Source organism: Mycolicibacter sp. MU0102 (assembly GCF_963378105.1).
GTDB classification, from domain to species: domain Bacteria; phylum Actinomycetota; class Actinomycetes; order Mycobacteriales; family Mycobacteriaceae; genus Mycobacterium; species Mycobacterium holstebronense.
The window spans coordinates 3,702,357-3,724,199 of sequence record NZ_OY726398.1; the positions used below are offsets into that span (position 1 = coordinate 3,702,357).

General features: G+C 67.2%; 26 protein-coding genes. 5 read left to right on the forward strand and 21 right to left on the reverse strand.

Annotated features, from left to right (window positions below; all coding sequences use genetic code 11):
- Positions 1 to 30: 30 nt before the first annotated feature.
- Complete coding sequence (locus tag RCP37_RS17445) at positions 31 to 975, reverse strand: LysR family transcriptional regulator (RefSeq protein WP_308484250.1); 945 nt, start codon at positions 973 to 975, stop codon at positions 31 to 33.
- A 454-nt stretch (positions 976 to 1,429) separates the two neighbouring features.
- Here RCP37_RS17445 and RCP37_RS17450 point away from each other — a divergent pair, with 454 nt between their 5' ends.
- Both RCP37_RS17450 and eccE read left to right on the forward strand, forming a co-directional pair.
- Positions 1,430 to 2,488, forward strand: coding sequence for a hypothetical protein (locus tag RCP37_RS17450; RefSeq protein WP_308484251.1), 1,059 nt, complete (start codon positions 1,430 to 1,432; stop codon positions 2,486 to 2,488).
- A 150-nt stretch (positions 2,489 to 2,638) separates the two neighbouring features.
- Positions 2,639 to 3,838, forward strand: coding sequence for a type VII secretion protein EccE (gene eccE / locus RCP37_RS17455; protein ID WP_308484252.1), 1,200 nt, complete (start codon positions 2,639 to 2,641; stop codon positions 3,836 to 3,838).
- Positions 3,839 to 3,950: 112 nt separating this feature from the next.
- On the opposite strand, the gene rpsQ is transcribed toward eccE, so the two are convergent.
- From rpsQ to rpsJ, 11 genes are read right to left on the reverse strand one after another with little or no spacing between them, the layout of a single operon-like run.
- A complete protein-coding gene (gene rpsQ / locus RCP37_RS17460; RefSeq protein WP_067969775.1) occupies positions 3,951 to 4,268 on the reverse strand; it encodes a 30S ribosomal protein S17 in 318 nt (105 codons plus the stop codon).
- The gene (gene rpmC, locus RCP37_RS17465; protein WP_047318355.1) at positions 4,268 to 4,510 is read right to left on the reverse strand and encodes a 50S ribosomal protein L29; all 243 of its coding nucleotides are present in this window, start codon (positions 4,508 to 4,510) and stop codon (positions 4,268 to 4,270) included. Before rpmC ends, rpsQ begins: the two co-directional genes overlap by 1 nt.
- Positions 4,510 to 4,926, reverse strand: a complete 417-nt coding sequence (gene rplP / locus RCP37_RS17470; protein ID WP_024440409.1) for a 50S ribosomal protein L16 — start codon at positions 4,924 to 4,926, stop codon at positions 4,510 to 4,512. The genes rpmC and rplP overlap by 1 nt, the downstream gene beginning before the upstream one ends.
- 2 nt (positions 4,927 to 4,928) lie before the next feature.
- A complete protein-coding gene (rpsC, locus tag RCP37_RS17475) occupies positions 4,929 to 5,771 on the reverse strand; it encodes a 30S ribosomal protein S3 (protein ID WP_308484253.1) in 843 nt (280 codons plus the stop codon).
- Positions 5,771 to 6,397, reverse strand: a complete 627-nt coding sequence (rplV, locus tag RCP37_RS17480; protein WP_308484254.1) for a 50S ribosomal protein L22 — start codon at positions 6,395 to 6,397, stop codon at positions 5,771 to 5,773. Before rplV ends, rpsC begins: the two co-directional genes overlap by 1 nt.
- A complete protein-coding gene (gene rpsS / locus RCP37_RS17485) occupies positions 6,394 to 6,675 on the reverse strand; it encodes a 30S ribosomal protein S19 (RefSeq protein ID WP_024440412.1) in 282 nt (93 codons plus the stop codon). Before rpsS ends, rplV begins: the two co-directional genes overlap by 4 nt.
- 17 nt (positions 6,676 to 6,692) lie before the next feature.
- Positions 6,693 to 7,529 (reverse strand): 50S ribosomal protein L2, encoded by an 837-nt coding sequence (rplB, locus tag RCP37_RS17490; protein ID WP_308484255.1) that lies wholly within the window; start codon positions 7,527 to 7,529, stop codon positions 6,693 to 6,695.
- Positions 7,530 to 7,556: 27 nt separating this feature from the next.
- A complete protein-coding gene (gene rplW / locus RCP37_RS17495) occupies positions 7,557 to 7,859 on the reverse strand; it encodes a 50S ribosomal protein L23 (protein WP_308484256.1) in 303 nt (100 codons plus the stop codon).
- Positions 7,859 to 8,515, reverse strand: coding sequence for a 50S ribosomal protein L4 (rplD, locus tag RCP37_RS17500; protein WP_047318351.1), 657 nt, complete (start codon positions 8,513 to 8,515; stop codon positions 7,859 to 7,861). Before rplD ends, rplW begins: the two co-directional genes overlap by 1 nt.
- Entirely contained in the window at positions 8,515 to 9,168 is a 654-nt protein-coding gene (gene rplC / locus RCP37_RS17505; protein WP_308484257.1) for a 50S ribosomal protein L3, read from the reverse strand. The genes rplD and rplC overlap by 1 nt, the downstream gene beginning before the upstream one ends.
- A 14-nt stretch (positions 9,169 to 9,182) precedes the next feature.
- Positions 9,183 to 9,488, reverse strand: coding sequence for a 30S ribosomal protein S10 (gene rpsJ, locus RCP37_RS17510; protein ID WP_003883485.1), 306 nt, complete (start codon positions 9,486 to 9,488; stop codon positions 9,183 to 9,185).
- Positions 9,489 to 9,950: 462 nt separating this feature from the next.
- Between rpsJ and RCP37_RS17515 the strand changes: the two genes are divergently transcribed.
- Positions 9,951 to 10,424, forward strand: coding sequence for a hotdog fold domain-containing protein (locus RCP37_RS17515; RefSeq protein ID WP_308484258.1), 474 nt, complete (start codon positions 9,951 to 9,953; stop codon positions 10,422 to 10,424).
- Positions 10,425 to 10,467: 43 nt separating this feature from the next.
- On the opposite strand, the gene RCP37_RS17520 is transcribed toward RCP37_RS17515, so the two are convergent.
- Entirely contained in the window at positions 10,468 to 12,120 is a 1,653-nt protein-coding gene (locus tag RCP37_RS17520) for a carboxylesterase/lipase family protein (protein ID WP_308484259.1), read from the reverse strand.
- 114 nt (positions 12,121 to 12,234) lie between these two features.
- On the opposite strand from RCP37_RS17520, the gene RCP37_RS17525 reads away from it, so the two are divergent.
- Positions 12,235 to 13,488, forward strand: coding sequence for a cytochrome P450 (locus RCP37_RS17525; RefSeq protein ID WP_308484260.1), 1,254 nt, complete (start codon positions 12,235 to 12,237; stop codon positions 13,486 to 13,488).
- On the opposite strand, the gene mftG is transcribed toward RCP37_RS17525, so the two are convergent.
- The 7 genes from mftG to mftA form a co-directional block, all read right to left on the reverse strand.
- Positions 13,470 to 14,918, reverse strand: a complete 1,449-nt coding sequence (gene mftG / locus RCP37_RS17530) for a mycofactocin dehydrogenase MftG (protein ID WP_308484261.1) — start codon at positions 14,916 to 14,918, stop codon at positions 13,470 to 13,472. The two genes, RCP37_RS17525 and mftG, sit on opposite strands and share 19 nt — an antisense overlap.
- 6 nt (positions 14,919 to 14,924) lie before the next feature.
- A complete protein-coding gene (gene mftF / locus RCP37_RS17535) occupies positions 14,925 to 16,337 on the reverse strand; it encodes a mycofactocin biosynthesis glycosyltransferase MftF (protein WP_308484262.1) in 1,413 nt (470 codons plus the stop codon).
- The gene (gene mftE / locus RCP37_RS17540) at positions 16,334 to 17,080 is read right to left on the reverse strand and encodes a mycofactocin biosynthesis peptidyl-dipeptidase MftE (RefSeq protein WP_308484263.1); all 747 of its coding nucleotides are present in this window, start codon (positions 17,078 to 17,080) and stop codon (positions 16,334 to 16,336) included. Before mftE ends, mftF begins: the two co-directional genes overlap by 4 nt.
- A gap of 196 nt (positions 17,081 to 17,276) precedes the next feature.
- Positions 17,277 to 18,467, reverse strand: coding sequence for a pre-mycofactocin synthase MftD (gene mftD, locus RCP37_RS17545; RefSeq protein WP_308484264.1), 1,191 nt, complete (start codon positions 18,465 to 18,467; stop codon positions 17,277 to 17,279).
- A gap of 2 nt (positions 18,468 to 18,469) precedes the next feature.
- On the reverse strand, positions 18,470 to 19,651 hold the full coding sequence (mftC, locus tag RCP37_RS17550) for a mycofactocin radical SAM maturase (RefSeq protein ID WP_308484265.1): 1,182 nt from the start codon (positions 19,649 to 19,651) through the stop codon (positions 18,470 to 18,472).
- Positions 19,648 to 19,953 (reverse strand): mycofactocin biosynthesis chaperone MftB, encoded by a 306-nt coding sequence (gene mftB, locus RCP37_RS17555; RefSeq protein WP_308484266.1) that lies wholly within the window; start codon positions 19,951 to 19,953, stop codon positions 19,648 to 19,650. Before mftB ends, mftC begins: the two co-directional genes overlap by 4 nt.
- Before the next feature lie 2 nt (positions 19,954 to 19,955).
- Positions 19,956 to 20,081 carry a mycofactocin precursor MftA gene (gene mftA / locus RCP37_RS17560; RefSeq protein WP_308484267.1) on the reverse strand — a complete coding sequence of 42 codons (126 nt, stop codon included), beginning with the start codon at positions 20,079 to 20,081 and terminating at the stop codon, positions 19,956 to 19,958.
- A gap of 105 nt (positions 20,082 to 20,186) precedes the next feature.
- Here mftA and mftR point away from each other — a divergent pair, with 105 nt between their 5' ends.
- Positions 20,187 to 20,783, forward strand: coding sequence for a mycofactocin system transcriptional regulator MftR (gene mftR / locus RCP37_RS17565; RefSeq protein ID WP_308484268.1), 597 nt, complete (start codon positions 20,187 to 20,189; stop codon positions 20,781 to 20,783).
- A gap of 10 nt (positions 20,784 to 20,793) precedes the next feature.
- On the opposite strand, the gene RCP37_RS17570 is transcribed toward mftR, so the two are convergent.
- Entirely contained in the window at positions 20,794 to 21,840 is a 1,047-nt protein-coding gene (locus RCP37_RS17570; protein WP_308484269.1) for a TIGR03857 family LLM class F420-dependent oxidoreductase, read from the reverse strand.
- Positions 21,841 to 21,843 lie beyond the last annotated feature (3 nt).

Here is a 21,843-nt window from a genome sequence, read left to right on the forward strand (position 1 = left end):
CCGTCGTCGGCCCCCGGAACGGATGAGACACTACCGGCCCGGCGCGCAGGCGGCAGCGTTTGAAGCCTGGGGCCGCGCACGCGTAGCCGATAGGCGGTTGTCGCCGATGCCGGCCGACACCAGCTCGCCGAGGAATGCGGCGGCCGCCGGCGAGGGCGCCCGCTCCAGCGGGGTGATCAGCGCCAGCTCGCGTGGGATCGCCGGGTCGGTTGCCACCCCGACCAGCTGATCTGACTTCGCCACCAGCGACGGCGGAAGAAATGCCACGCCCACGCCGGCAACAACCAGGTCGACCAGGTCGAGCGGACTATTGGATTCGGCGCAGACGGTTCGGACAAAACCGAGTTCGGCGCAGATGCCATCAATGTGCAGGCGCGTTCGAAGGTCCGCCCGGCGCTCGACGAACTCACGCTCACGCAGGTCAGTCAGCGGGACGGCATCGCTGGCCGCGAGCGGATCGTCGCGGCGTACCGCCAGCACCAGCGGCTCGATTCCCAACGACAGGTCCTTGACCCGGCTCCCGTCGTAGGGTCGACAGACGAAGGCCAGGTCCACGTCGCCGTCGGCGGTCGCCTGCACCAACGTGTCGATGGAGTCGTGTCGCAGCGTGATATCGATGCGCGGAAAATTTCGGTGATAGCAGGCCAGCAACCCCGCGAGATCGACGGTTCCCAGCCCCTGGATCACCCCGATACTCAGCCGCCCGCACAGCACTCCCCTGACCGCGTCGACGGCGGCCCGTGCGTGGTCGGCCGCAGCCAGGGCATTCTGTGCGTCCGGCAGCAGCGCCAGTCCAGCCGTGGTGAGGTCGACGCGGCGATTGTTGCGGACCAACAACGCGGTTCCGAGCTCCTGCTCCAGGCTGCTGATCGATGCGGACAGGGTGGACTGCACCACGTGGACCTTCGCAGCCGCCCGCGTGAAGTGCAGCTCTTCGGCCACAGCGACAAAGTGTTTCAGCTGCCGCAGCTCCATAGCGATCAGTGTGACGCCCGACGCCGATTGGTCAAATCGAATGTTGGCTTGTGCCAACACGATTACTTTGAGACTGCTGAGACCAACCCGCGACGAACGCTGATTTTTGCCACAGGTCCACTGCCGCAATGCCTTACATCGACGCCCCCACGTGCGTCGATCGACATGGGCGATTCTCTACATTGAGATTAACTGTTGAAATATCCGCTCACAGGGGTGGTGACGGCGCCGTCCACCCGTTAGCGTCTGACGAGGACGCCGAGGGGGGTTGAGGCAAAGTCCCTGGCATCCGGACATCCGTTGTCGCACACCATCATCGCTGCTACTACGACGCCTGGACTGGAGCTGTGGTGCGCGCGAGAGGGAGCGAACGCCGGTGTTCAGCACGCCCGGCACGTTCGAAGGGGAACGCACAGGACCGGGGCCACCCAAGCACGGAAGGAACGCACCAAAAATGAATCGTCGGATCATATTGTCGGCCGGTGGGGTCACCGCGGGTCTACTCTCGACCACATTCCTGCCCGCGACAGTCGCTTTCGCCGACAACGGTGTTGGCGCGGCCGGAAATGTCGGCAGCACCGCGATTCCGGTCGACCTGGCAAGCAATGTCGCCGGTACCGGCGGAGCAGGAGCCCTGGGCGACGCCGGCGCCCTCGGCCCGGAGGCTTCAACGCCCGCCCCACCGCCGTTCGGCGATCTGGGCGCACTGACGCCCACGGCGGGTACGCCCAGCCCGTTGCCGCTCGGTGACACCGGGGCGATACCGCCGATCACCGGCACACCGGACACCACGACGGCAGGCGCCCCCGATGCCGTGCCCGGCGCCACTCCCGATGCCATGCCCAGCGCCACTCCCGGCACCGGCGATGGCTTCACCATCGGCGACACCACCTTCAATCCCGTCCTCGCCGACGGATCGGCGGGCTTCTCCCCGGTCAGTCCGCTGTTCAGTGCACCGCCGTTGTTCCAGGTCGGCGAGGGTGATCAGTCCTTCGACGTGTCCAGCGGCACGGGAACCGGCGCTACCGATCTCGGTAACGTCACCGCCAGTGAGAACGTCACGAACCTGTTCGGCGGTATCCACAACACGGAGTTCACCATCACCGACGTGGCCCCGGCCTCCGGTGCGACCGCTTCCGACCTGCCCGCCGTGGGAACGGTGTACGACGTGATGAACTTCGGCAACGGGTTCGAGAACGTCTATACCGATATCCCCGGGGCCGACGGTGCCACCAATTCCATCACCGACACCCTCACGACGCCGTTCGGCGACTTCAACATTCCGACCGATTTCGATGCGGCCGGGCTGCTTGATCCGGGCGAGGCCTTCGGCCTGTCGGCGATGGGCGCAGATACCGCAGGCGGTGCGGCCGACGCCGCCAGCGCCGCAGCGGGCGGCGCCGCTGATGCGGCCAGTAGCGCCGCGGACGCCGCCGGCGGTGCGGCCGACCTCACCGGTGGTTTCCCGGACATCTCGGGAATGTTCGATCCGACAAGCCTGTTCGGCATCTGACGCGCGTAGCAGGTCAGATCAACCGACCCCCAAACATCCCAGGTCACCCCGCACCAGGCCTGGGATGTTTGGCCCGCGCACACAACGGGTAGCCCGGTCACCGCACACTTCATGGAAGTTCTGGGGGGAAACCATGAGTTGGATACATCGATGAGGGCGCAGCATTCCTTCGGGCTCAATCTGTCCTGGCTGCGCGTGACCACGGTATTTCTGATCGATATCGGCATCTTATGGATCGCCGGTCATTGGCCGGCCCAACTCGGGCCCGCCGAGCGCGCTTGGTGGCCGGCGGTCGGCGTTGCCGCGGTGCTCTCGACGGCTGCGTTGATCACCCACCGTCGGGTACCGCTGACGGCGATCGTGTCGGCTCGGCTACTCGATCGCTTCGCGACCCCTGCGGCGTTTCTCACCGAAGGCTGCACGCCCGGCTTCGACCACCGCCGTCGATACAGTCGCGACGTCGTCGGAGTACGCGAACATCGCGGGCGACTGGTATCGGTGATCGCCGTACCGGCCGCGCCAGTCGGAGCTACTGGGCGGCATCGCCGGGTCCCGGCGCCGGTACCGACGCTCTCCGCAGAGCTCGTCGCCGCCGGCCTGCGCCAGTTCGACGTACGCCTGGATGGGATCGACATCGTGTCAGTACGAACGTGCGACTCCCCCACTGATGCTCCCGATGACGAACGCGGGAACGACGCGACGGCGGTCAATGGGCCCGACTCCTGCGCACCCCAGGACAACTGGTTGATCCTGCGGATGGATCCGATGCACAACACCGAGGCGGTGGCGGTCCGCGACTCAGTCGCCGCGACCCTGGCCGTAGCCACCGAACGACTGGCGCGAGACTTGTGCGAGCGTCACCTGGACGCGCGCATCCTGTCCGCCGACGAGTTCGACCAGGTCGACACGGCGCTCCTGGCCGGTCTGCAGCCCACCCGTCTCCGCCGACGTCGCCGCCGCCTGAAGCAGAAAGAGAGCAAGGGCCCCAAGCAGTTCGCGGCCACATTATGGATGTCGCCGCGCGACATCAACACAGAGAATCTAGAGCGGCTGTGGCTGCCGGAGACCGATACGACCGCGGTGACGGTGCGCCTGACGCCGCAGCAGCGCCACACCGACGTCGCGGTCCTGGTGCGCTACCACACCGCGAGCAGATTGCCCCGGAACGCCTCGGCAGGCTTGAACCGTCTCAACGGCCGCCAACTGACGGCCTTAAGTACCAGCCTGCCGACGCCGACCCAACGCACGCTGGCGGTCCCGGCCCGGGTGCTCAACGGCGAGGATTCGTTGCAGGTTCCGCTCGGCCCGACTGCGCCGCAACCGTTGGCGCGGGTCAAAGTTCCGGCATGACCCGGTCACGACCCCAAACACGACCCCAAACAGGACCCCAAACACGACGAAGCCCCGCGACACAGGTCGCGGGGCTCGGTCGCTACTACGGCGTAGTTACTACGCCGTGAAATTACTTGGCCTTTTCCAGGATCTCGACCAGGCGCCAGCGCTTCGACGCCGACAACGGACGGGTCTCCATCAGCGACACGCGGTCGCCGATGCCGGCCGTGTTGTTCTCGTCGTGAGCCTTGACCTTCTTGGTGGTCCGGATGATCTTGCCGTACAGCGGGTGCCGCACACGGTCTTCGAGCTCGACGACGATGGTCTTCTCCATCTTGTCGCTGACCACGTAGCCGATCTGGGTCTTGCGGCGGCCCCGCACCGTCTCCGTGCGCGGGGTGTGCTTGGCACCCTTCTCCGCGGCGTTAGCCTTTGCAGCCTGTGCCATTACGATGCCTCGCCTTCAGAACCAGCGGGACCGGACGCCAGGCCCAGTTCCCGTTCGCGCAACACGGTGTAGATGCGCGCAATCTGGTGGCGCACCGTGCGGAGCCGACGGTTGTTGGTGAGCTGCCCGGTCGCCATCTGGAAACGCAGGTTGAACAGCTCTTCTTTGGACTCGCGCAACTGCTCGACGAGCTCGTCGGCGTTAAGCTCGCGCAGTTCGCCAGCGGTAACTCCCACTGCCATCAGAACTGCTCCTCTCGGGTGACGATTCGCGCCTTGATCGGCAGCTTGTGGATCGCCCGGGTCAGTGCGGCGCGGGCAATGGCCTCATTCGGGTAGCTCAGCTCGAACAGCACCCGGCCCGGCTTGACGTTGGCGACCCACCATTCCGGCGAACCCTTACCGGAACCCATACGGGTCTCGGCGGGCTTCTTGGTCAGCGGACGGTCCGGGAAGATGTTGATCCACACCTTGCCGCCACGCTTGATGTGCCGGTTGATGGCGATACGAGCCGACTCGATCTGCCGGTTGGTGACGTAGGCGTGCTCCAGTGCCTGGATGCCGTACTCACCGAACGTCACCGCGGTGCCGCCGCTGGCGATACCGCGCTGCTTGGGGTGGTGCTGCTTGCGGTGCTTGACCTTACGGGGAATCAACATGATTAGCTCTCCGTGCTCTGCGTTTCCGCTGCGGCGGGAGCGGTCTCGGTGACCGTTTCCGCAGCAGCGGCGTTGTCAGTGCTCTCAGCGGCCCGCCCGGCGTCGGTGCTGGTCGCGGTGGTACCCGAGGCGCCGCTGCGGCGCGGGCGGGTGCCCGTCGGGCGCTCGCGGCGCGGACGGTCGGCCGACGGTGCGGCAGCGGCCAGCTCGCGCTTGCCACCGACGATGTCGCCCTTGTAGATCCAGACCTTCACGCCGATCCGGCCGAAGGTGGTCTTCGCCTCGTACAGCCCGTAGTCGATGTCGGCCCGCAGCGTGTGCAGCGGCACCCGACCCTCGCGGTAGAACTCCGAGCGGCTCATCTCAGCACCGCCGAGGCGGCCCGAGCACTGCACCCGGATGCCCTTGACGTTGGGCTGACGCATCGCCGACTGGATCGCCTTACGCATCGCGCGGCGGAAAGCCACACGGTTGCTCAGCTGCTCCGCGACGCCCTGGGCAACCAGCTGCGCCGTCGATTCGGGGTTCTTGACCTCGAGGATGTTCAGCTGTACCTGCTTGCCGGTCAGCTTCTCCAGGTCGGCACGGATCCGGTCCGCCTCGGTGCCGCGGCGACCGATGACGATGCCCGGTCGAGCCGTGTGGATGTCCACGCGGACCCGGTCACGGGTGCGCTCGATCTCGACGTCCGCGATGCCGGCGCGCTCCAGGCCACTGGACAGCAGCCGGCGGATCGCCACGTCTTCCTTGACGTAGTCCGCGTACTGCTTGTCGGCGTACCACCGCGACTTCCAGTCGGTGGTGATCCCGAGCCGGAAGCCGTGCGGGTTGATCTTCTGGCCCATTACTCCGAGCCCTCCTTCGCGTCGGACGTCTCAGGCGCCTTCTTGGCTGCCGCCTTCTTGGCGGGCGCCTTCTTCGCCGCAGCTTTCTCAGTCGTCTTGTCGGCAGCCTTGGCTGCGGAAGCCTTCTTGGCCGGCGCCTTCTCGGTCGCCTTGGCCGCCGAAGCCTTCTTCGCCGGGGCCGTCGCACCCGCCTGTCCGGAGGCGGCCTTGCTGCCCTGCGCACGACGCGCCCGTGCAGCGCTGGCCGACTGTGCCGAGCCACCGCCGGAGGACGGCCGGCTCTCCACGATCACCGTGATGTGGCTGGTGCGCCGACGGATCCGGTACGCACGCCCCTGGGCGCGCGGCTTGATCCGCTTAGCGGTCGGGCCCTCGTCGGCGAAGACGCTGGCCACCACGAGGGTGGACGGGTCCAGGCCGTCGTTGTTCTGGGCGTTGGCCGCCGCGCTGGCGATGACCTTGGCCACCGGCAGGCTGGCCTGCTGCGGTGCCCAGCGCAGGATGTCCAACGCATCGGCCACCGACTTGCCACGGACCAGGTTGATCACCCGGCGTGCTTTGCTGGCCGAGATACCCACGTGGCGGGCCTTGGCGACAGCAGACGGAAATTCAGTCGTAACGCTCACCGGCGCTTAGCCTTCCGGTCGTCTTTGATGTGTCCCTTGAAGGTGCGCGTCGGAGCAAATTCGCCGAGCTTGTGCCCGACCATCGACTCGGTGACGAATACCGGAACATGCTTGCGGCCGTCGTGTACGGCGAACGTGTGCCCGATGAAGTCCGGGATGATCGTCGACCGACGTGACCAGGTCTTGATGACCTGCTTGGTGTTCTTCTCGTTCTGAACGTCGACCTTCTTGAGCACATGCTCGTCGACGAACGGACCCTTCTTGAGGCTGCGTGGCATCGCTTTCCCTCCGATTCCTAGCGCTTCTTGCCGGTGCGCCGGCGTCGGACGATGAGCTTGTCGCTGGGCTTGTTCGGCCGGCGGGTGCGACCCTCCGGCTTACCCCACGGGCTGACCGGGTGGCGACCACCGGAGGTCTTGCCCTCACCACCACCGTGCGGGTGGTCCACCGGGTTCATAACCACACCACGGACGGTCGGGCGCTTGCCCTTCCACCGCATACGGCCGGCCTTACCCCAGTTGATGTTGGCCTGCTCGGCGTTGCCCACCTCGCCGACGGTGGCGCGGCAGCGCACGTCGACGCGGCGGATTTCACCCGACGGCATACGCAGCGAGGCGTAGGCGCCTTCCTTACCCAGCAGCTGAATGCTGGAGCCAGCGGAGCGGGCCAGCTTGGCGCCACCACCGGGGCGCAGCTCCACGGCGTGCACCAGGGTGCCCGCGGGGATGTTGCGCAGCGGCAGGTTGTTGCCAGGCTTGATGTCGGCGTTGGCACCCGACTCGACCACGTGACCCTGAGCCAGACCCTGCGGCGCGATGATGTAGCGCTTCTCGCCGTCCAGGTAGTGCAGCAGCGCAATGCGCGCGGTGCGGTTCGGGTCGTACTCGATGTGGGCGACCTTCGCGTTGACGCCGTCCTTGTCGTGCCGACGGAAGTCGATCACGCGGTAGGCACGCTTGTGACCGCCACCCTTGTGCCGGGTGGTGATCCGGCCGTGGGCGTTACGCCCACCGTGGCCGTGCAGCGGCCGAACCAGCGACTTCTCCGGGTGGGAGCGGGTGAGCTCAGCGAAATCGGAGACGCTGGCACCGCGACGACCGGGGGTCGTCGGCTTGTACTTGCGGATTCCCATGTCAGTTAGATCTCTCTCTCACGCCGGTCAGGCCGGTGCGGCGAACAGGTCGATCGGCTTGCTGCCGGGCGCCAGAGTCACAATGGCGCGCTTAGTGTCTTTGCGCTTGCCGTAGCCGGTCTTGGACCGCTTGCGCTTACCCGGCCGGTTCGCGGTGTTCACCGACGCAACCTTGACCGCGAAGATCTTCTCGATCGCGATCTTGATCTGCGTCTTGTTCGTGTCGGGGTGGACCACGAACGTGTACACGTTGTTCTCGATCAGCCCGTAGGACTTCTCAGAGATGACCGGCGCGAGGATGATGTCGCGGGGGTCGGGGATGGTCGCCATTAGGCCGAAACCTCCTCGGTTTTGGCGGTGTGAGCCTCGATGTAGGAGTTCAGCGCTTCGACGCTGAACACCACGTCGTCGGCCCGCAGCACATCGTGGGTGTTGAGCTGGTCCGGGGACAGGATGTGCACACCCGGCAGGTTGCGCACGCTCTTGGCACCCGTCTCGTCGGCCCGGCCGATAACCACCAGCACCTGCTTGCGGTCAGTGATCGAGCCCAGGAACGTCTTGGCGTCCTTGGTCGACGGGGTCTGTCCGCTCACCAGCTCGGTGATTGCGTGGATCCGGCCGTTGCGCGCCCGGTCCGACAACGCTCCGCGCAGGGCGGCGGCGATCATCTTCTTCGGGGTGCGCTGGCTGTAGTCGCGCGGCTTGGGGCCGTGCACCACGCCACCACCGGTGAACTGCGGCGCCCGGGTCGAACCCTGACGGGCCCGGCCGGTTCCCTTCTGCCGGTAAGGCTTACGGCCACCGCCGCTGACCTCACCGCGGGTCTTGGTGGAGTGCGTACCCTGACGGGCCGCGGCCAACTGAGCGATCACCACCTGGTGCATGAGCGCAATGTTGGCGGGAGCGTCGAACAGCTCGGCGGGCAGCTCAACCGAGCCACTCTTCTTGCCGTCCGGAGTCTTGACGTCAATCTTGATGCCGGCCATTACTTCTCACCCTTTTTGATCGCGCTGCGGACCAGAACCAGCCCACCGTTGCGGCCCGGAATGGCGCCCTTGATCAACAGCACACCGTTCTCGGCGTCAACCTTGTGCACCACCAGGTTCTGGGTGGTCACACGGTCGTTGCCCATCCGGCCCGACATCCGGGTGCCCTTGAACACCCGGCCGGGGGTCGAGCAGCCACCGATGGAACCCGGACGGCGGTGCACCGCCTGGGCGCCGTGACCGGCGCCCTGGCCGCGGAAGCCGTGCCGCTTCATGGTGCCGGCGTAGCCCTTGCCCTTGGAGGTTCCGGTGACGTCGACGTAGCTGCCGTCTTGGAAGATTTCAGCGGTCAGCTCCTGGCCGACCTCGTACGCGGCTGCGGCGGCCTCGTCGTCGAGTCGCAGCTCGGCGAGGTGACGGCGGGGGTTCACACCCGCGGCGGCGTACTGACCGGTGACCGGCTTGTTCACCTTGCGAGGGCTGATCTCGCCGTAGGCGAGCTGCACGGCGCTGTAGCCGTCGCGCTCGGGGGTACGGATGCGGGTGACCACGTTGGGTCCGGCCTTGACGACCGTGACCGGCACGACCTTGTTGTTCTCGTCGAACACCTGCGTCATGCCCAGTTTGGTACCCAAAATACCTTTGCGTGCCATGGTTTTCGGTGCTCCTACTGGATGTTGACGTCGACGCTGGCCGGCAGATCGATGCGCATCAAAGCGTCAACGGTCTTCGGCGTGGGATCAAGAATGTCGATCAGCCGCTTGTGGGTGCGCATCTCGAAGTGCTCCCGCGAGTCCTTGTACTTGTGCGGGGACCGGATAACGCAATACACGTTCTTTTCGGTCGGCAGCGGCACCGGGCCGACTACGGACGCACCGGTACGAGTGACCGTCTCAACGATCTTGCGCGCCGAGGCGTCAATCGCCTCGTGGTCGTAGGCCTTGAGCCTGATGCGGATCTTTTGTCCCGCCACGCTTCTGCTACCTCACTCCTGCAAAGGGGGTCCGTTTTTCGAACCCTTCGTGCCCCAGCTCGCCTGCACCTTGTCGGACCCGTGGGTCCGGTGTCGACACTGCGCTGGGCGCTGCCGCCGCTGTTTACCTGTCCTGGTCCACCGGTCCCCGCGGTCGGGCGTGTCGCCCGCACACGTCCCCGTGCACGGTGAAAAAGCTCCGTACAGCGAGGATGGGACCGGATGCGCCCGGGTGGGCGCTGGTCGTATGCCCAGCCAGGGACAACCCCGGCGCAGGCGAACCTGAATAGTATGCCCCAGATCGGGTCAGCGGCCAAATCCCCGCGGTTTAGCGAGGCTCGACGAAGGAGAGGCGACGCTGGAACCGTGGCATCAACCCAGCGATAGCACTTTCGGTGCTCGGGACCGGCAGCCCTGGAGCCGCCCGGCAACCCATCTTACTTGTCGGTAAGGTAGGTCATTGTGACCGCATCGACCAGTACCTATCAAACATGGCGACGCCTGGCGGGCATCCCCGGCGGCACGCGACTGTTCTCCGCCGCGGCGATGGCCCGGGTCCCGTACTTCGCCTCGGTGCTTCCGCACGTGGTCCGGATGGAGCCCGGGCTGGCCGAGGTGCTGGTGCCTAAGTGGCCGTTCGTCTACAACCACCTGCACACCGTGCACGCGATCGCATCCTGCAACGCGGCCGAAGTCGCGATGGGGATGCTGATGGAGGCCACCGTGCCGCGCAGCCACCGCTGGATCCCCAAGGCGATGAACGTGGCCTACCTGGCTAAGGCGACGACGTCGTTGCGGGCGACGGCCCGGCTGGACCCGCCGGACTTCGGTTCGATCACCGAAGGTACTGAGGTGGTGGTGCCGGTCAGCATCACCGACAAGTCCGGCGTCGAGGTGGTGCACGCCGACATCACCACCTGGGTCACGCCGGCCTGATCACGGGCGAGCCTGCCCGCTCCCCCGTCTCCCCGCCGAAAGGTCAGCCGCGGATCGTCGCCCAGAAGTCGCACTGGTGCTCGGCGGCGTAGTCGGTGATGATCCGACTGCCGTCGGTGCGCAGTGACATCCACCGCCGGTCGGCTCCGGTTCCGATCGCGGGCCAGTCGGGTTGATCGACGGCGATCGGCGCACCGGTGACCACGAACCCGGTCCAGTACTCGATCATCTGGTCGGACAGTCGGCGCTGGGCGGGGTCCAGCGGCGGGGCGCCGCCGATGTCGAAGAGATAGCGCATCTCCAACGAGTGGGTGGCGCCGATCGGGAACGGCACCTGGTCGTACAACTCCGGGGCCGGTGCGTGCGGGTCGTCGAATTCGTAGCCGTAGACGGGCGCGCCGCCAGCCAGGCCGCGGGCCATCCGGTCGGCCAGGCAGGCGAAGATGTCGTCAGTGGCAGCGGCCGCGTAGGCCAGCGAGACGCTGCCGTCGAACCGGCCCGGCGGATAGTGCTCAGCCACCGCGGCGGCCGAGTCGCGACCGAAGGTGTCCCCCAGCTCGTCGGGGTATTCCGCGGCGGTGATCTCCTGCCCGACACGCAGATAGCGCAGCGCGACGAACATGGTGAACTCGTCACGGTTGACCCCCAGCAACACCGGCTTGCCCGCGGGGCCGCCCGCTGCCGGGGATTCCCGGAACACTCGGACCGGATCCTTGGGCAGCAGCGCGCCGCCGACCACCGGCCCGCTGAGGTGATCGGTGCCGAACCGCGAGTACCACAGCGGCTTGGCCAACCGGTCGGGCGGCAACGCCCGCAGACACGACGCAGTCTGCTCGTCAGGGTCGTGCGGCGCCGTGGCCCGCTCGCCGCATCCCAGAGATTCGGTGTATTCGCGGCTGACCCGCTGCGCCTCGGGCACCTCGACCTGGGCCTGGCACGGCCCACTCTGGATGATGGCGGCACGGAACAGGCCAGCCGAGTCCGGGGCGGCCAGGTGGTCGCAGACCGACATGCCACCGGCGGATTCGCCGGCGATCGTCACTTTGTCTGGGTCGCCGCCGAATTCGTCGATATTGTCGCGAACCCAACGCAGGGCCGCCTGCTGGTCGGCCAGGCCATAGTTGCCGGGTTCCCCGAGCGCCGGGTCGGCCAGGAAGCCGAGCGCCCCCAGCCGGTAATTGATCGTGACGACGATGATGCGTCCGCGGACGGCAAGCCGTTGCGCGTGGTAGATGTCGCCGGCCCCCCGCATGAAACTGCCGCCGTGGATCCACACCATGACCGGTAGCGGCTCGGCGGCCGAGCCGGTGGGCGTCCAGACGTTGAGCGTCAGGCAGTCTTCGCTGATCGGATCGACGTCGGCGGCGTCCGGCTGGATGCACCAGGGTCCGCGTTTGACCGCGTCACGTACACCCGGCCACGCCAGCATCGGCGCCGGGCGTTGCCACCGCAACGGCCCGACCGGCGGCGCGGCGTACGGGATCCCCTGAAACAGCCGGTGATCCGGACCGACGGTTCCCCTCAGCAGGCCAGAGCCGGTCCGCACCACGTCGGCGTTGAGCGCGACCGCCCGGGGACCCACGCTCGGGTGCGACGCCGCCCCGTCCGAGCGCGCGCACCCGCCGGCCAACACCGCAGTCAGCGCCAGGACGACGGCGCCGACCCGGCGACCCCACCGGCACGATCCGATCGACATGACCGAAGAGCCTAATCGGGGTGGATCAGCCCAAAGCGCCGCCACGGCGGCCGGCGATCCGCAACACTGGGCTCAAACCTGACACGTGTCAAAAATATCGACGAGGAGCAGGGTATGAGCACACCGATTATCGACCAGGCCGCCCAAGTGTTCGTCGACCCCAGTGCCTATGCCGATGAACCCCGTCTGCACGCAGCCCTGACCCATCTGCGCGCACACGCACCGGTGTCCCTGGTCGATCGTCGGCCCTACCGCCCGTTCTGGGCCATCACCCGCCACGCCGACATCATGGAGATCGAACGCGACAACCAGCTGTGGATCAACGCGCCGCGTCCCGTGCTGGCGCCCGCCGACGCCGACGACCTGCAGCACTCCCTGCTGGAGTCCGGGATGGGTCTGCGGACCCTGATCCACATGGACGATCCGCAACACCACAAGATGCGCTCAATCGTCTCAGATTGGTTCCGCCCCAAGGCAATGCGAATGCTCAAGACCCGCATCGACGAGCTCGCCCAGCAATACGTCGAGAAAATGGTGCAGCTCGGCCCGGAGTGCGACTTCGTCCAGGAGGTCGCGGTCAACTACCCGCTGTTCGTCATCATGTCGCTGCTGGGCCTACCGGAGACGGATTTCGGCCGCATGCTGCGGCTGACCCAAGAACTGTTCGGCGGCGACGACGAGGAGTATCGCCGCGGCTTGACTCCCGAGGAGCAGCTGCCGGTGCTGCTCGACTTCTTCTCTTACTTCGGGGCGCTGACCGCGGCGCGACGAGCACAACCCACCGAGGACCTGGCCTCCACGATCGCCAACGCGACCATCGACGGCGCACCGCTGTCGGATGTGGACACCGCCTCCTACTACGTCATCATCGCCACCGCCGGCCACGACACCACCAGCGCAGCGATCAGTGGCGGCCTGCGCGCACTCGTCGAGCACCCTGATCAGCGCGAGCGGCTCCGCTCCGACCTGCGCCTGATGCCGACTGCGGTCGAGGAGATCATCCGCTGGGTGACGCCGGTCAAGGAGTTCATGCGCACCGCCACCGCCGACACCGAAGTGCGCGGTGTGCCGATCGCCGAGGGCGAATCCGTTTATCTGTCCTACGTTTCGGCCAACCGCGACGAGGACGTGTTCGACGACCCGTTCGCGTTCGACGTCGGCCGCGACCCGAACAAGCATCTGGCGTTCGGCCACGGCGTGCATTTCTGCGTGGGTTCGGCCTTGGCGCGCATGGAGATCAGCAGCTTCTTCAGCGCCTTGTTGCCGCGGCTGGAAGCCATCGAACTGGCCGGCGAGCCGCAGTTGGTGTCGACGACGTTCGTCGGCGGCCTCAAGCACCTGCCGATCCGCTACCGGCTGCGCTCCTGACCTGACAGCAGTGTCGCGGCCCGATGCGCGAGCATCGCGATCGTCGCGTGCGGCCCGCGACTGGTGATCCGGGGCAGCGCCGAGCCGTCGATCACCCACAGCCCGTCAATGCCACGCACCCGACACTGCGCGTCGAGCACCGCCGCCTGGTCGCCGTCGACTCCGATCGGTGCACTACCGCACAGGTGCTGGGATGTCGACCAGCGCGGTTCGCCACCACCGCCTCTCAACCCCAGCATCTGCTTGACCAGGTCCACTCCACGGCGCAACGCCATCAGATCTTCGGGCTCGGTGTCATAGCGGTGTTCGATGCGTGGTGGCACCTGCGGATCCGCCGAGATCAGGCTTATCCGGCCGCGAGCTCGCGGATTCATCAGCGCCACCCCGATCTGCGGCTGATCGGGCGTGTCGCTCTCGCCGACCATCGTGGCGAAACCTGCTGTGTAGGGCCGGATCTCCAAGTCCTCATGGTGCAGAACGGCCTCCAACACCGGGCGGCCCGGCGTGCCTGGCCATTCTGCTGCCACCAGCCATTCCGGGTGATCCGCACAGTGCGCGCCGACTGGAAGCGCTGCCCTTACCACGACACCGGCATCGCGCAGCATTGCCTCTTCACCGACACCGGACAGCATCAACAGATGTGCTGATCCGATCGCACCGGCGCATAACACGATTCGATCCGCAGTCAGCTTGATGGGACCCTGCTCACCAATCGCTTCGACGGCGATGGCTCGATCGCCTGCAATGGCAACACGGACCGCTCGGGTCTGCGTGAGCACAGTGAGGTTGTCCCGCGACAGCGCGGGCCGCAGGTATGCGACACCCGGTCCGGTACGCACGCCGTCGGGGGTGACGTTGAGCGGCACGGCGCCAGCGCCGGATTGTGTCGTCAGCGTCGCGTCGTTGAGATCGTCTATCCAACCAAACCCTGCTCGCTGAACCGCTTCATTGAATTGTTTTGTGTTATCGCAGATTTCACGGGTGCGACGAACGGGTATCGGGCCCGCGTCGCCGTGTTGGGGGCCCTGGAAGTCAAGGTCGGTCTCGACAGCCCGAAAGGACTCCAGCAGCTGCGGCCACTCCCAGCCCGCGGGGTAGCCGGCGAAGTCTGCCGGGAGCCCCCGACAGAAATACCCCCCGTTGACCGCGCCGGAGCCTCCGACGGTCGCACCCCGCACGATCGTCAGCGCAGTGTCGGCTCTGGTGATCAGCTCCGCGCGATACCGCCGCACCAGCCGGCTGGCCGGGCCGATCGGCAACGTCAGCGCATCGGCGGTCTGCGCAGCTAGGACCGGATCCTCCAGACCTGGACCCGATTCGACCACCGTGACGGCGTACGAAGGATCCGACGAGAGCATGGCCGCGACAATCGATCCCGCGCTTCCAGCCCCCACCACCAGCGCATCGCTGTGTATCACCGGAACGGTCAAGGCGACCTAGCTGCGAATCTGCGGCTTGAGTGCGGCAAGGTTGCGTTCGCGTACCACCCCGGTCCACAGACCGGCGCCATATGCCAGATCGTCGACTCGCTTGAGCAGCAGATAGGCCGGCAGCCCCAGGGGCCGAGAATCGTCTTCACTGCGCGCGTGCCGCAGCCAGTCCACCACCCCGTCGGCGACCGCCGCCAGCAGTAGCGCCCTGCGGCATCGCTGTGACACGCATGCCGCCAGCAGGGCGACCGGCCAGTAGTGCCGGCACAGCGCCGAGGCGAGCTGCAGCCCGGCGCTCGCCAATCCGCGCAACGTCACCATCAGCACGTCTGCCGGCGCGGTGTCCGGGCCGCGCATGGACCGGGCAACCCGGTGGCCGGTCATCGCGGCGATCACCAACGAGACCAGATAGCCCAACGCCGAGCCGAGGGCCATCAGGGCCCAGCCCGCCAGCGCCCAGCCCGAGATCACCATGGGCGCGGCTTTGTCGGGGTGACGGGCCGACAGCGGCGCCGCCGAACCCCCGTAAAAAGCCTTGCGCGCCACCCAATCCCGCAGCTCTATCCGATGATCGTGGGCGACCTGCGCAATCGGCTCGTAGCGCAACCTGCTGCCGGCGTCCACCAACCGCCAGCACAGGTCGACATCTTCACCGGAATGCAGCGCCTCGTCGAAGCCGCCCAGCTCCCGTAGCGTGCCGGAGCGGCAGATGATCGCCGCGCTGGGGACGTAGGCGACCTTGCCGTAGGGCACCACCGGCGCCTCGCAGCCGCCCAGGTCCAGCGACGAACGGATGGCCTCGTACCGCGCGACCAGGTGTCCGCTGTCGGCCATACCGACGATGCGGGGGGCGACCAGGGCCACGGCCGGGTCGCAGAAGTGCCCCAGCAGTGCCTCCAGCCAGCCCCGGCGCGGCACCACGTCGGAATCCAGGAACGCCACGAAATCTGTCGTGCAGGCCATCAACCCGGTGTTACGCGCGGCCGCCGGCCCCCGGTTCTCCGGGTGGCGCAGTACCTGCACCTCGCAACAGTGCGCAGCGGTCAGATCCTCTTGGCGGATCGGGACCTGCGACCCGTCATCCACCACCACGACACGCAGTCCGCGCAGTGCCGTCACCAGCCGTTGCAGCCCGACGATGTTGTCCCGCACCGGGATAACCACCGTCACGTCTCGATACGATGGCCCGCCTGCGGGCCGCGGGTGCGCGACAGTAGCATCGAGCAGGGTTCGGGCCAGTTGTGCGCTGACGGCGTCGCGTACTTCCAACCGGCCGTCGGACAACATTCCCTGAGCAGCCGGGGCCAACCGGAGCAGCCGGGTCGGTGAACCACCCAACAGCGTCGATCCCCGCCCCAGGACCCGCACCTTCCGGTCCACCTGCACGGCGAAACCGTCCGGCAGCCGAGCGGCGGTCATCGCAGCATCCCGTCGGGCCCGGGCGCCCAGGCGCCGATGGCCGCCAGGCCGGCGTCGGCCATCTCGCCGAAGAGTCGGCGCCCTTCGGCGGCGGTGGCGGTGGTCGGGTCCCCCAGCACCCCGATGGCGCTCACCGCGGCGACGCCGCCGTCGCGCATTGCGGGCAGCAGCTGCACCAGCGGCGCGCTGTTGCCCGGCAGTGCCCGGTCGAACCTCACGCTGTCGGGCGAAAGATGCAGCAGCAGAGACGTTTCAGTGTGACCAGCATGGGCATCGGCGCACGGAGCGGCGCACGGAAGCCACGCCACGTCGCGGCCTTCGAAGCGCAGCCGGCCTACCGCCTCGATTAAGGCGGGCACATTGCCTCCATGGCCGTTGACGAAAACCACCCGCTGCGCCCAGCAGCAGGCGGAACGGCCGTACTCCAGCAAAAGCTGGATCAGCGCCTCGGTGCCGATCGAGATGGTGCCGGCAAAGCTCTGATGCTCGCCGCTGGCCCCGTAGGCGATGGCAGGCGCGACCGCCCAGCCCGGCCCCGTCGCGGAACCCGCCGACCGCTCGGCCAGCTCCTGGGCGAGCGCGCGCGCGACCCGGGTATCGGTGTCCAGAGGTAGGTGCGGGCCGTGCTGCTCAGTCGACCCGACGGGGACTAAAAGCATCATCCCGCGCCCCCGCAGCTGACCCTGTAGCCGGTTCTGCAGCTCGCTCCAGGTCGAACCACCGAGCTCGCCGCCAACCGCCATCGGACGATGGTAAGCGAATTCACCTGTCGTACACCAGTTGTTGACGAGTACGACCGGCGTAAATTTTTCGCGCCAGGGGCCCGAAATGCCCCCGGCTGATCACGTCCGTCCCGTCCGCCACGGGCGTATCAGGATTGAGCCTGATTTAGCAGGTGGGCGCTTCCGGTCCGACAAGCGGCGGACCGGGGCCATCCGACTAGACCTCGGCGGCGGGCACGCCCAGCGCCCGGGAGAATCCGGCCGGAATCAGGATGTCGTCCGTCGACAGATCGTGCACCGAGGCCCGGCCGAGGCCCATCAGGGCCGAGTCGATGCCGCCCCGGAGGATGTCCAACACGTTCTCCACCCCGGGCTGTCCGGCGGCGGCCAGGCCCCACAGGTAGGCGCGTCCGATCATCACGGCACGCGCTCCCAGCGCCACCGCCTTGACGACATCGCTGCCCCGCCGGATACCACCGTCCAGCAACACCTCGATCTGGTCGCCCACGGCCTCGGCGATGGCCGGCAGGGCCCGGATCGCCGCCGGGGTACCGTCCAGGTTGTTGCCGCCGTGATTGGAGACTGAGATCGCCGAAACACCGGCATCCACAGCACGTTTCGCATCGTCAACCCGCATCACGCCCTTGAGCATGAACGGCCCGCCCCACAGCTCACGCAGCCAGGCGATGTCTTCCCAGGTGGGCGGCGGGGTACCCATCCACTCCCCATAGGCCTGGAAGAACGGCGGCCCGGCCTCGCCGCGGCCCGCTTGGTTGGGCACCCGCAGGGTCGGCGGACGCATGGTCTTGGCCCACCGCAGGAACCATCCGGGCCTGGTGAGAGCCTCCGGCATCATCTTGACCATGGTCTTGAGGTCCATCTTCTCCGGGATGGTGGGGCTGCCCCAGTCCCGCCCGTGCGAGAAGCTCCAGTCGGTGGTGGCGATCATCCCGACGGCCCCGGCCGCCCGAGCGCGCTCCACCCGCTCGGCAATCGCGTCGCGACCGCCCAGCCAGTAGATCTGAAAGAAGGTCTTGGGGTTGGCCGCGATGACCTCTTCCATCGGCTTGCTGGCAAACGACGAGAGACCCATCGCGGTCCCGCGCGCCGCCGCCGCTCGCGCGACGGCTACCTCGCCATCCGGGTCGACCGCCTGCACCCCGGTCGGCGAGATCATCACCGGCATCGAGATCTCTTGCCCCATAACCGTTGTCGACAGTTCGCGACTGGCCGGCGCACCCACCACGTGCGGGGCGAATCCCAGTTCGCTGAACGCCGCCACGTTGTCGCTGACCGTCAGGCCCTTTTCGCTGGCCGAGATCAGCGAGGAGTAGGCAGACTTCGGGAGCCGCTTTTTGGCTCGTTCCTGGGCAATAGCAACCGTTTCGAACCAGACATCACGAGCCATTATCAGATGGGACTTTCATTGCAGAGGCGGGCCGGCGGACGCATGGACAGCGTCAACGGCACCACATTGGTGATCGGTTTGCCGCGGGAATGATCCGCGGCCGGGCGGGGCTTGCTGCGATCGGCAGCCAGCGCGGGTGCGCCGTAGCCCTGGACGCATTCCGGATCGGGCCCATCCAGCGGCAGGCCGGTGAAGAACTTTGCTGCCATGCAGCCGCCCCGGCAGCTGTCGTAGTGGTCGCAGCTTCCGCAGGCGCCAGCGGACTGCGGCTCCCGCAGTTCACGAAACAGCGGAGCGTGCTTCCAGACGTTGTCGAAACCGCCGTCGGACAGCACGTTTCCAGCCAAGAAACGGTCGTGGATGGCAAATGGACAGGCGTAGACATCACCGACGGGGTCGATGAGGCACACCACGCGCCCGGCGCCACACATGTTCAGCCCGGCCAGCGCGCCGGGCGCGCCAAGTCCGGACAGGTGGAAGAAGGAGTCACCGGTGAGCACCCGTTCCCCGTTGGCCACCAGCCAGTCGTAGAGCTGGACCTGCTGGTCGGCGGTCGGGTGCAGGTCGTCCCAGACGTCGGCGCCTCGCCCCGACGGCCGCAGTCGGGTGATCCGCAGCGTCGCACCATAGCGGCTGGCCAACTCGGCGAAGTCGTCAAGCTGGTCGATATTGTGGCGGGTCGCAACGACCGAGATCTTGGCGTCGGAGAATCCTGCCGCGGCCAGGTTCTCCAGCGCCCGGATCGCCATATCGAACGAGCCGGGACCACGGATCGGGTCGTTGACCTCTGCGGTCGCACCGTCCAGGGAGATCTGGACGTCGACGTAGTCGCTGGCCGCCAGCTTGGCCGCCACCTCGGGGGTGATCCTCAGACCGTTGGTGGAGAACTTCACGCCGACGTGATGCTCGGTGGCGTAATCCACCAGCTCCCAAAAGTCCGAGCGCACTGTGGGTTCCCCGCCACCGATGTTGACGTAGAACACCTGCATGCGTTCCAGCTCGTCGATGATGTCCTTGCACTGTTGCGTAGACAGCTCGCGGGGATCGCGCTTGCCCGACGAGGACAGGCAATGCACGCACGCCAGGTTGCAGGCGTAGGTCAGCTCCCACGTCAGGCAGATCGGAGCGTCAAGCCCGTGCTCGAATTGTTCGATAAGCCGGGGCACCGGTGCCACGGATGTCATTGGCCCTCCCTGGGCATCAGCATCTTCGAATCCGCCAGCACGCGCAGCGCGTGCAGGTAAGGACCCTGATCGGCATCGTCGACTCCGGCTGCGCGGCAGGCGGATCGGACATTGTCGTGGTCCGGAAGAGACCGCACCACTTCGACGATGGTGCGGTTCTTCAGGAACGACAACTTACGGGTGCCGAAGTGGTACAGCAGCGCACCAAACGGCTCCGGGCGGAGCGCCACCTGCGGGTGCAGCTCCCAGCCGCGGTCGGGGTCGAACGCTGTTGCCTCCGAGGCCACGGCGACCTCCGGCATGGTCAGTAGACGCCGCACATGCCGTCGATGGACACCTCTTCGACCAGGCTTTCGGTCACGAGCTCTGAATTCGATGTCGCCGACGAAGCGGCTCCGGCCGTGCTATCGATCTTTTGGTTCTGGTCCATGACGCGGGCCTTTCTCACGTTCGGGTTCGACAAAGGACTGTCGTGTCGGTCACAATCTCGCACAGAATATGGCATCGAGTGCCGTAAAGGAAGTGGGGCTGTCAGATGGGCGGTACGCCGGATCCCCACCCCCGCGCCGGGCGGCGCCGCTCCACCACTCCGCAGCACATCACCGACGTGGCGATCGACTTGTTCGCCGCTCGCGGATTCGGCGAGGTCAGCGTTGATGACGTGGCGCAGGCCGCCGGTATCGGCCGTCGCACGGTGTTCCGGTACTACGCCTCGAAGAACGCCATCCCGTGGGGCGACTTCGACGCGCACCTGCACCAGCTACGGGAACTGCTGGACGGTATCGAACCCGGAGCGCCACTCGGTGACGCACTGCGTGCGGCACTGTTGGCGTTCAACACGTTCGGCGAGAGCGAGATGGCGCGCCACCGCCGGCGGATGCGGGTGATCCTGCAGACCGATGAGCTGCAGGCCTACTCGATGACGATGTACGCCGGCTGGCGCAGCGTCATCGCGGAGTTCGTGGCACACCGGGCGGGTCTGGCCCCGGATGACCTGCGGCCGCAGACGGTGGCGTGGATGATGCTGGGGGTGGCGCTCAGCGCTTACGAACGGTGGCTGGGCGATGAGTCGCTGGTATTGCCACAGGTGCTCGGCGACGCGTTCGACGCGATCCGCGGCGGCCTGGACTGAGCGTCAGCATCTACCCCGCGATATCGCGATAGGCGGCCACTACCGGCTCCAGCTCGTCGGGGGTGGCGCCGTGCATGATCAGCGCGTCGGCGCCGTAGTCGAACTCCTGGCGGATGCGCTCGGCGCAGCGCCGCGCCGTACCGGTGGCCGCCGGCTGAAGCCACTCGTCGGGGATCAACGTCGCGATGTGCTCGATCTGCGCGGCGCTGGCCTTGTGGTCGATACCGCCTGGAATCGACGTCACCACCGGGTCCTCGCGGAAGCGCTGCAGCACCGCCGGGTCCCAGTTGTTGGTGCGCACCAGCAGATCGCCGTAACCCTGCAGGTAGGTGGCCAGCCGCGCCACGGTCTTTTTCAGCCGCAGCTCTTCGGGCAGGTGATCGCCTACGGTGGCGAAACACGACCACACCCGCACACTCGCCGGGTCGCGGCCGGCTCGTTCCGCGGCGTCCTTCACTGTTTTCACGCTGCGCTGCAAGGTTTCCGGGGTGAAATAGGCGTGCAGGATGACGTCGTCGAAAAACGCTCCGCCCAGCTCGAGCGTCTTCGGCCCGAATGCCACCAGCGCCAGCCGGATGTCTTCGGCGAAGTCCGGGTCCAAGAACAGCACCTGATACCGGCCGATCGGCCCATCGTGGCCCAAGATCACCTCGCCGTTCCAGAGTCGGCGCATCACCTGCGCGAAGTCGGCCATCTGCGCGGTGGTGACGTTCGGGATCCCGAACGCGGCGTACATGGCGGCCACGCCGCGGCCGATGCCCAGGGTGAACCGTCCCCGCGACAGTCGGTGCATGGTGGTCGCCCAGGACGCGGTGATCAACGGATGGCGGGTGTTGTGATTGGTTGCCGCGGTGGCGATCTGCATCCGGTCGGTGACCGCGCACGCGGCCCCGACCAGCGAGGACGCCTCCTTGACGTTCCAGCGTTCGGAGATGAACGCGGTACCGAACCCGAGTTCCTCGCCGCGGCGGGCTTCATCCATCAGCGCGGCCGGGCCTTCCCCGCCGGCGCCGGCCAGCAGGTAGTAGCCCAGTTCATCGAGAACCCGTTCAGTCATGCC

What these genes read in the sequence shown, in the direction of transcription:
- RCP37_RS17445 (WP_308484250.1), bottom strand. Translation starts at nt 975, where the DNA reads ATGGAGCTGCGGCAGCTGAAACACTTTGTCGCTGTGGCCGAAGAGCTG.
- RCP37_RS17450 (WP_308484251.1), top strand. Translation starts at nt 1,430, where the DNA reads ATGAATCGTCGGATCATATTGTCGGCCGGTGGGGTCACCGCGGGTCTA.
- eccE (WP_308484252.1), top strand. Translation starts at nt 2,639, where the DNA reads ATGAGGGCGCAGCATTCCTTCGGGCTCAATCTGTCCTGGCTGCGCGTG.
- rpsQ (WP_067969775.1), bottom strand. Translation starts at nt 4,268, where the DNA reads ATGGCACAGGCTGCAAAGGCTAACGCCGCGGAGAAGGGTGCCAAGCAC.
- rpmC (WP_047318355.1), bottom strand. Translation starts at nt 4,510, where the DNA reads ATGGCAGTGGGAGTTACCGCTGGCGAACTGCGCGAGCTTAACGCCGAC.
- rplP (WP_024440409.1), bottom strand. Translation starts at nt 4,926, where the DNA reads ATGTTGATTCCCCGTAAGGTCAAGCACCGCAAGCAGCACCACCCCAAG.
- rpsC (WP_308484253.1), bottom strand. Translation starts at nt 5,771, where the DNA reads ATGGGCCAGAAGATCAACCCGCACGGCTTCCGGCTCGGGATCACCACC.
- rpsS (WP_024440412.1), bottom strand. Translation starts at nt 6,675, where the DNA reads ATGCCACGCAGCCTCAAGAAGGGTCCGTTCGTCGACGAGCATGTGCTC.
- rplB (WP_308484255.1), bottom strand. Translation starts at nt 7,529, where the DNA reads ATGGGAATCCGCAAGTACAAGCCGACGACCCCCGGTCGTCGCGGTGCC.
- rplW (WP_308484256.1), bottom strand. Translation starts at nt 7,859, where the DNA reads ATGGCGACCATCCCCGACCCCCGCGACATCATCCTCGCGCCGGTCATC.
- rplD (WP_047318351.1), bottom strand. Translation starts at nt 8,515, where the DNA reads ATGGCCGGCATCAAGATTGACGTCAAGACTCCGGACGGCAAGAAGAGT.
- rplC (WP_308484257.1), bottom strand. Translation starts at nt 9,168, where the DNA reads ATGGCACGCAAAGGTATTTTGGGTACCAAACTGGGCATGACGCAGGTG.
- RCP37_RS17520 (WP_308484259.1), bottom strand. Translation starts at nt 12,120, where the DNA reads ATGTCGATCGGATCGTGCCGGTGGGGTCGCCGGGTCGGCGCCGTCGTC.
- RCP37_RS17525 (WP_308484260.1), top strand. Translation starts at nt 12,235, where the DNA reads ATGAGCACACCGATTATCGACCAGGCCGCCCAAGTGTTCGTCGACCCC.
- mftF (WP_308484262.1), bottom strand. Translation starts at nt 16,337, where the DNA reads ATGACCGCCGCTCGGCTGCCGGACGGTTTCGCCGTGCAGGTGGACCGG.
- mftE (WP_308484263.1), bottom strand. Translation starts at nt 17,080, where the DNA reads ATGGCGGTTGGCGGCGAGCTCGGTGGTTCGACCTGGAGCGAGCTGCAG.
- mftD (WP_308484264.1), bottom strand. Translation starts at nt 18,467, where the DNA reads ATGGCTCGTGATGTCTGGTTCGAAACGGTTGCTATTGCCCAGGAACGA.
- mftC (WP_308484265.1), bottom strand. Translation starts at nt 19,651, where the DNA reads ATGACATCCGTGGCACCGGTGCCCCGGCTTATCGAACAATTCGAGCAC.
- mftB (WP_308484266.1), bottom strand. Translation starts at nt 19,953, where the DNA reads ATGCCGGAGGTCGCCGTGGCCTCGGAGGCAACAGCGTTCGACCCCGAC.
- mftA (WP_308484267.1), bottom strand. Translation starts at nt 20,081, where the DNA reads ATGGACCAGAACCAAAAGATCGATAGCACGGCCGGAGCCGCTTCGTCG.
- mftR (WP_308484268.1), top strand. Translation starts at nt 20,187, where the DNA reads ATGGGCGGTACGCCGGATCCCCACCCCCGCGCCGGGCGGCGCCGCTCC.
- RCP37_RS17570 (WP_308484269.1), bottom strand. Translation starts at nt 21,840, where the DNA reads ATGACTGAACGGGTTCTCGATGAACTGGGCTACTACCTGCTGGCCGGC.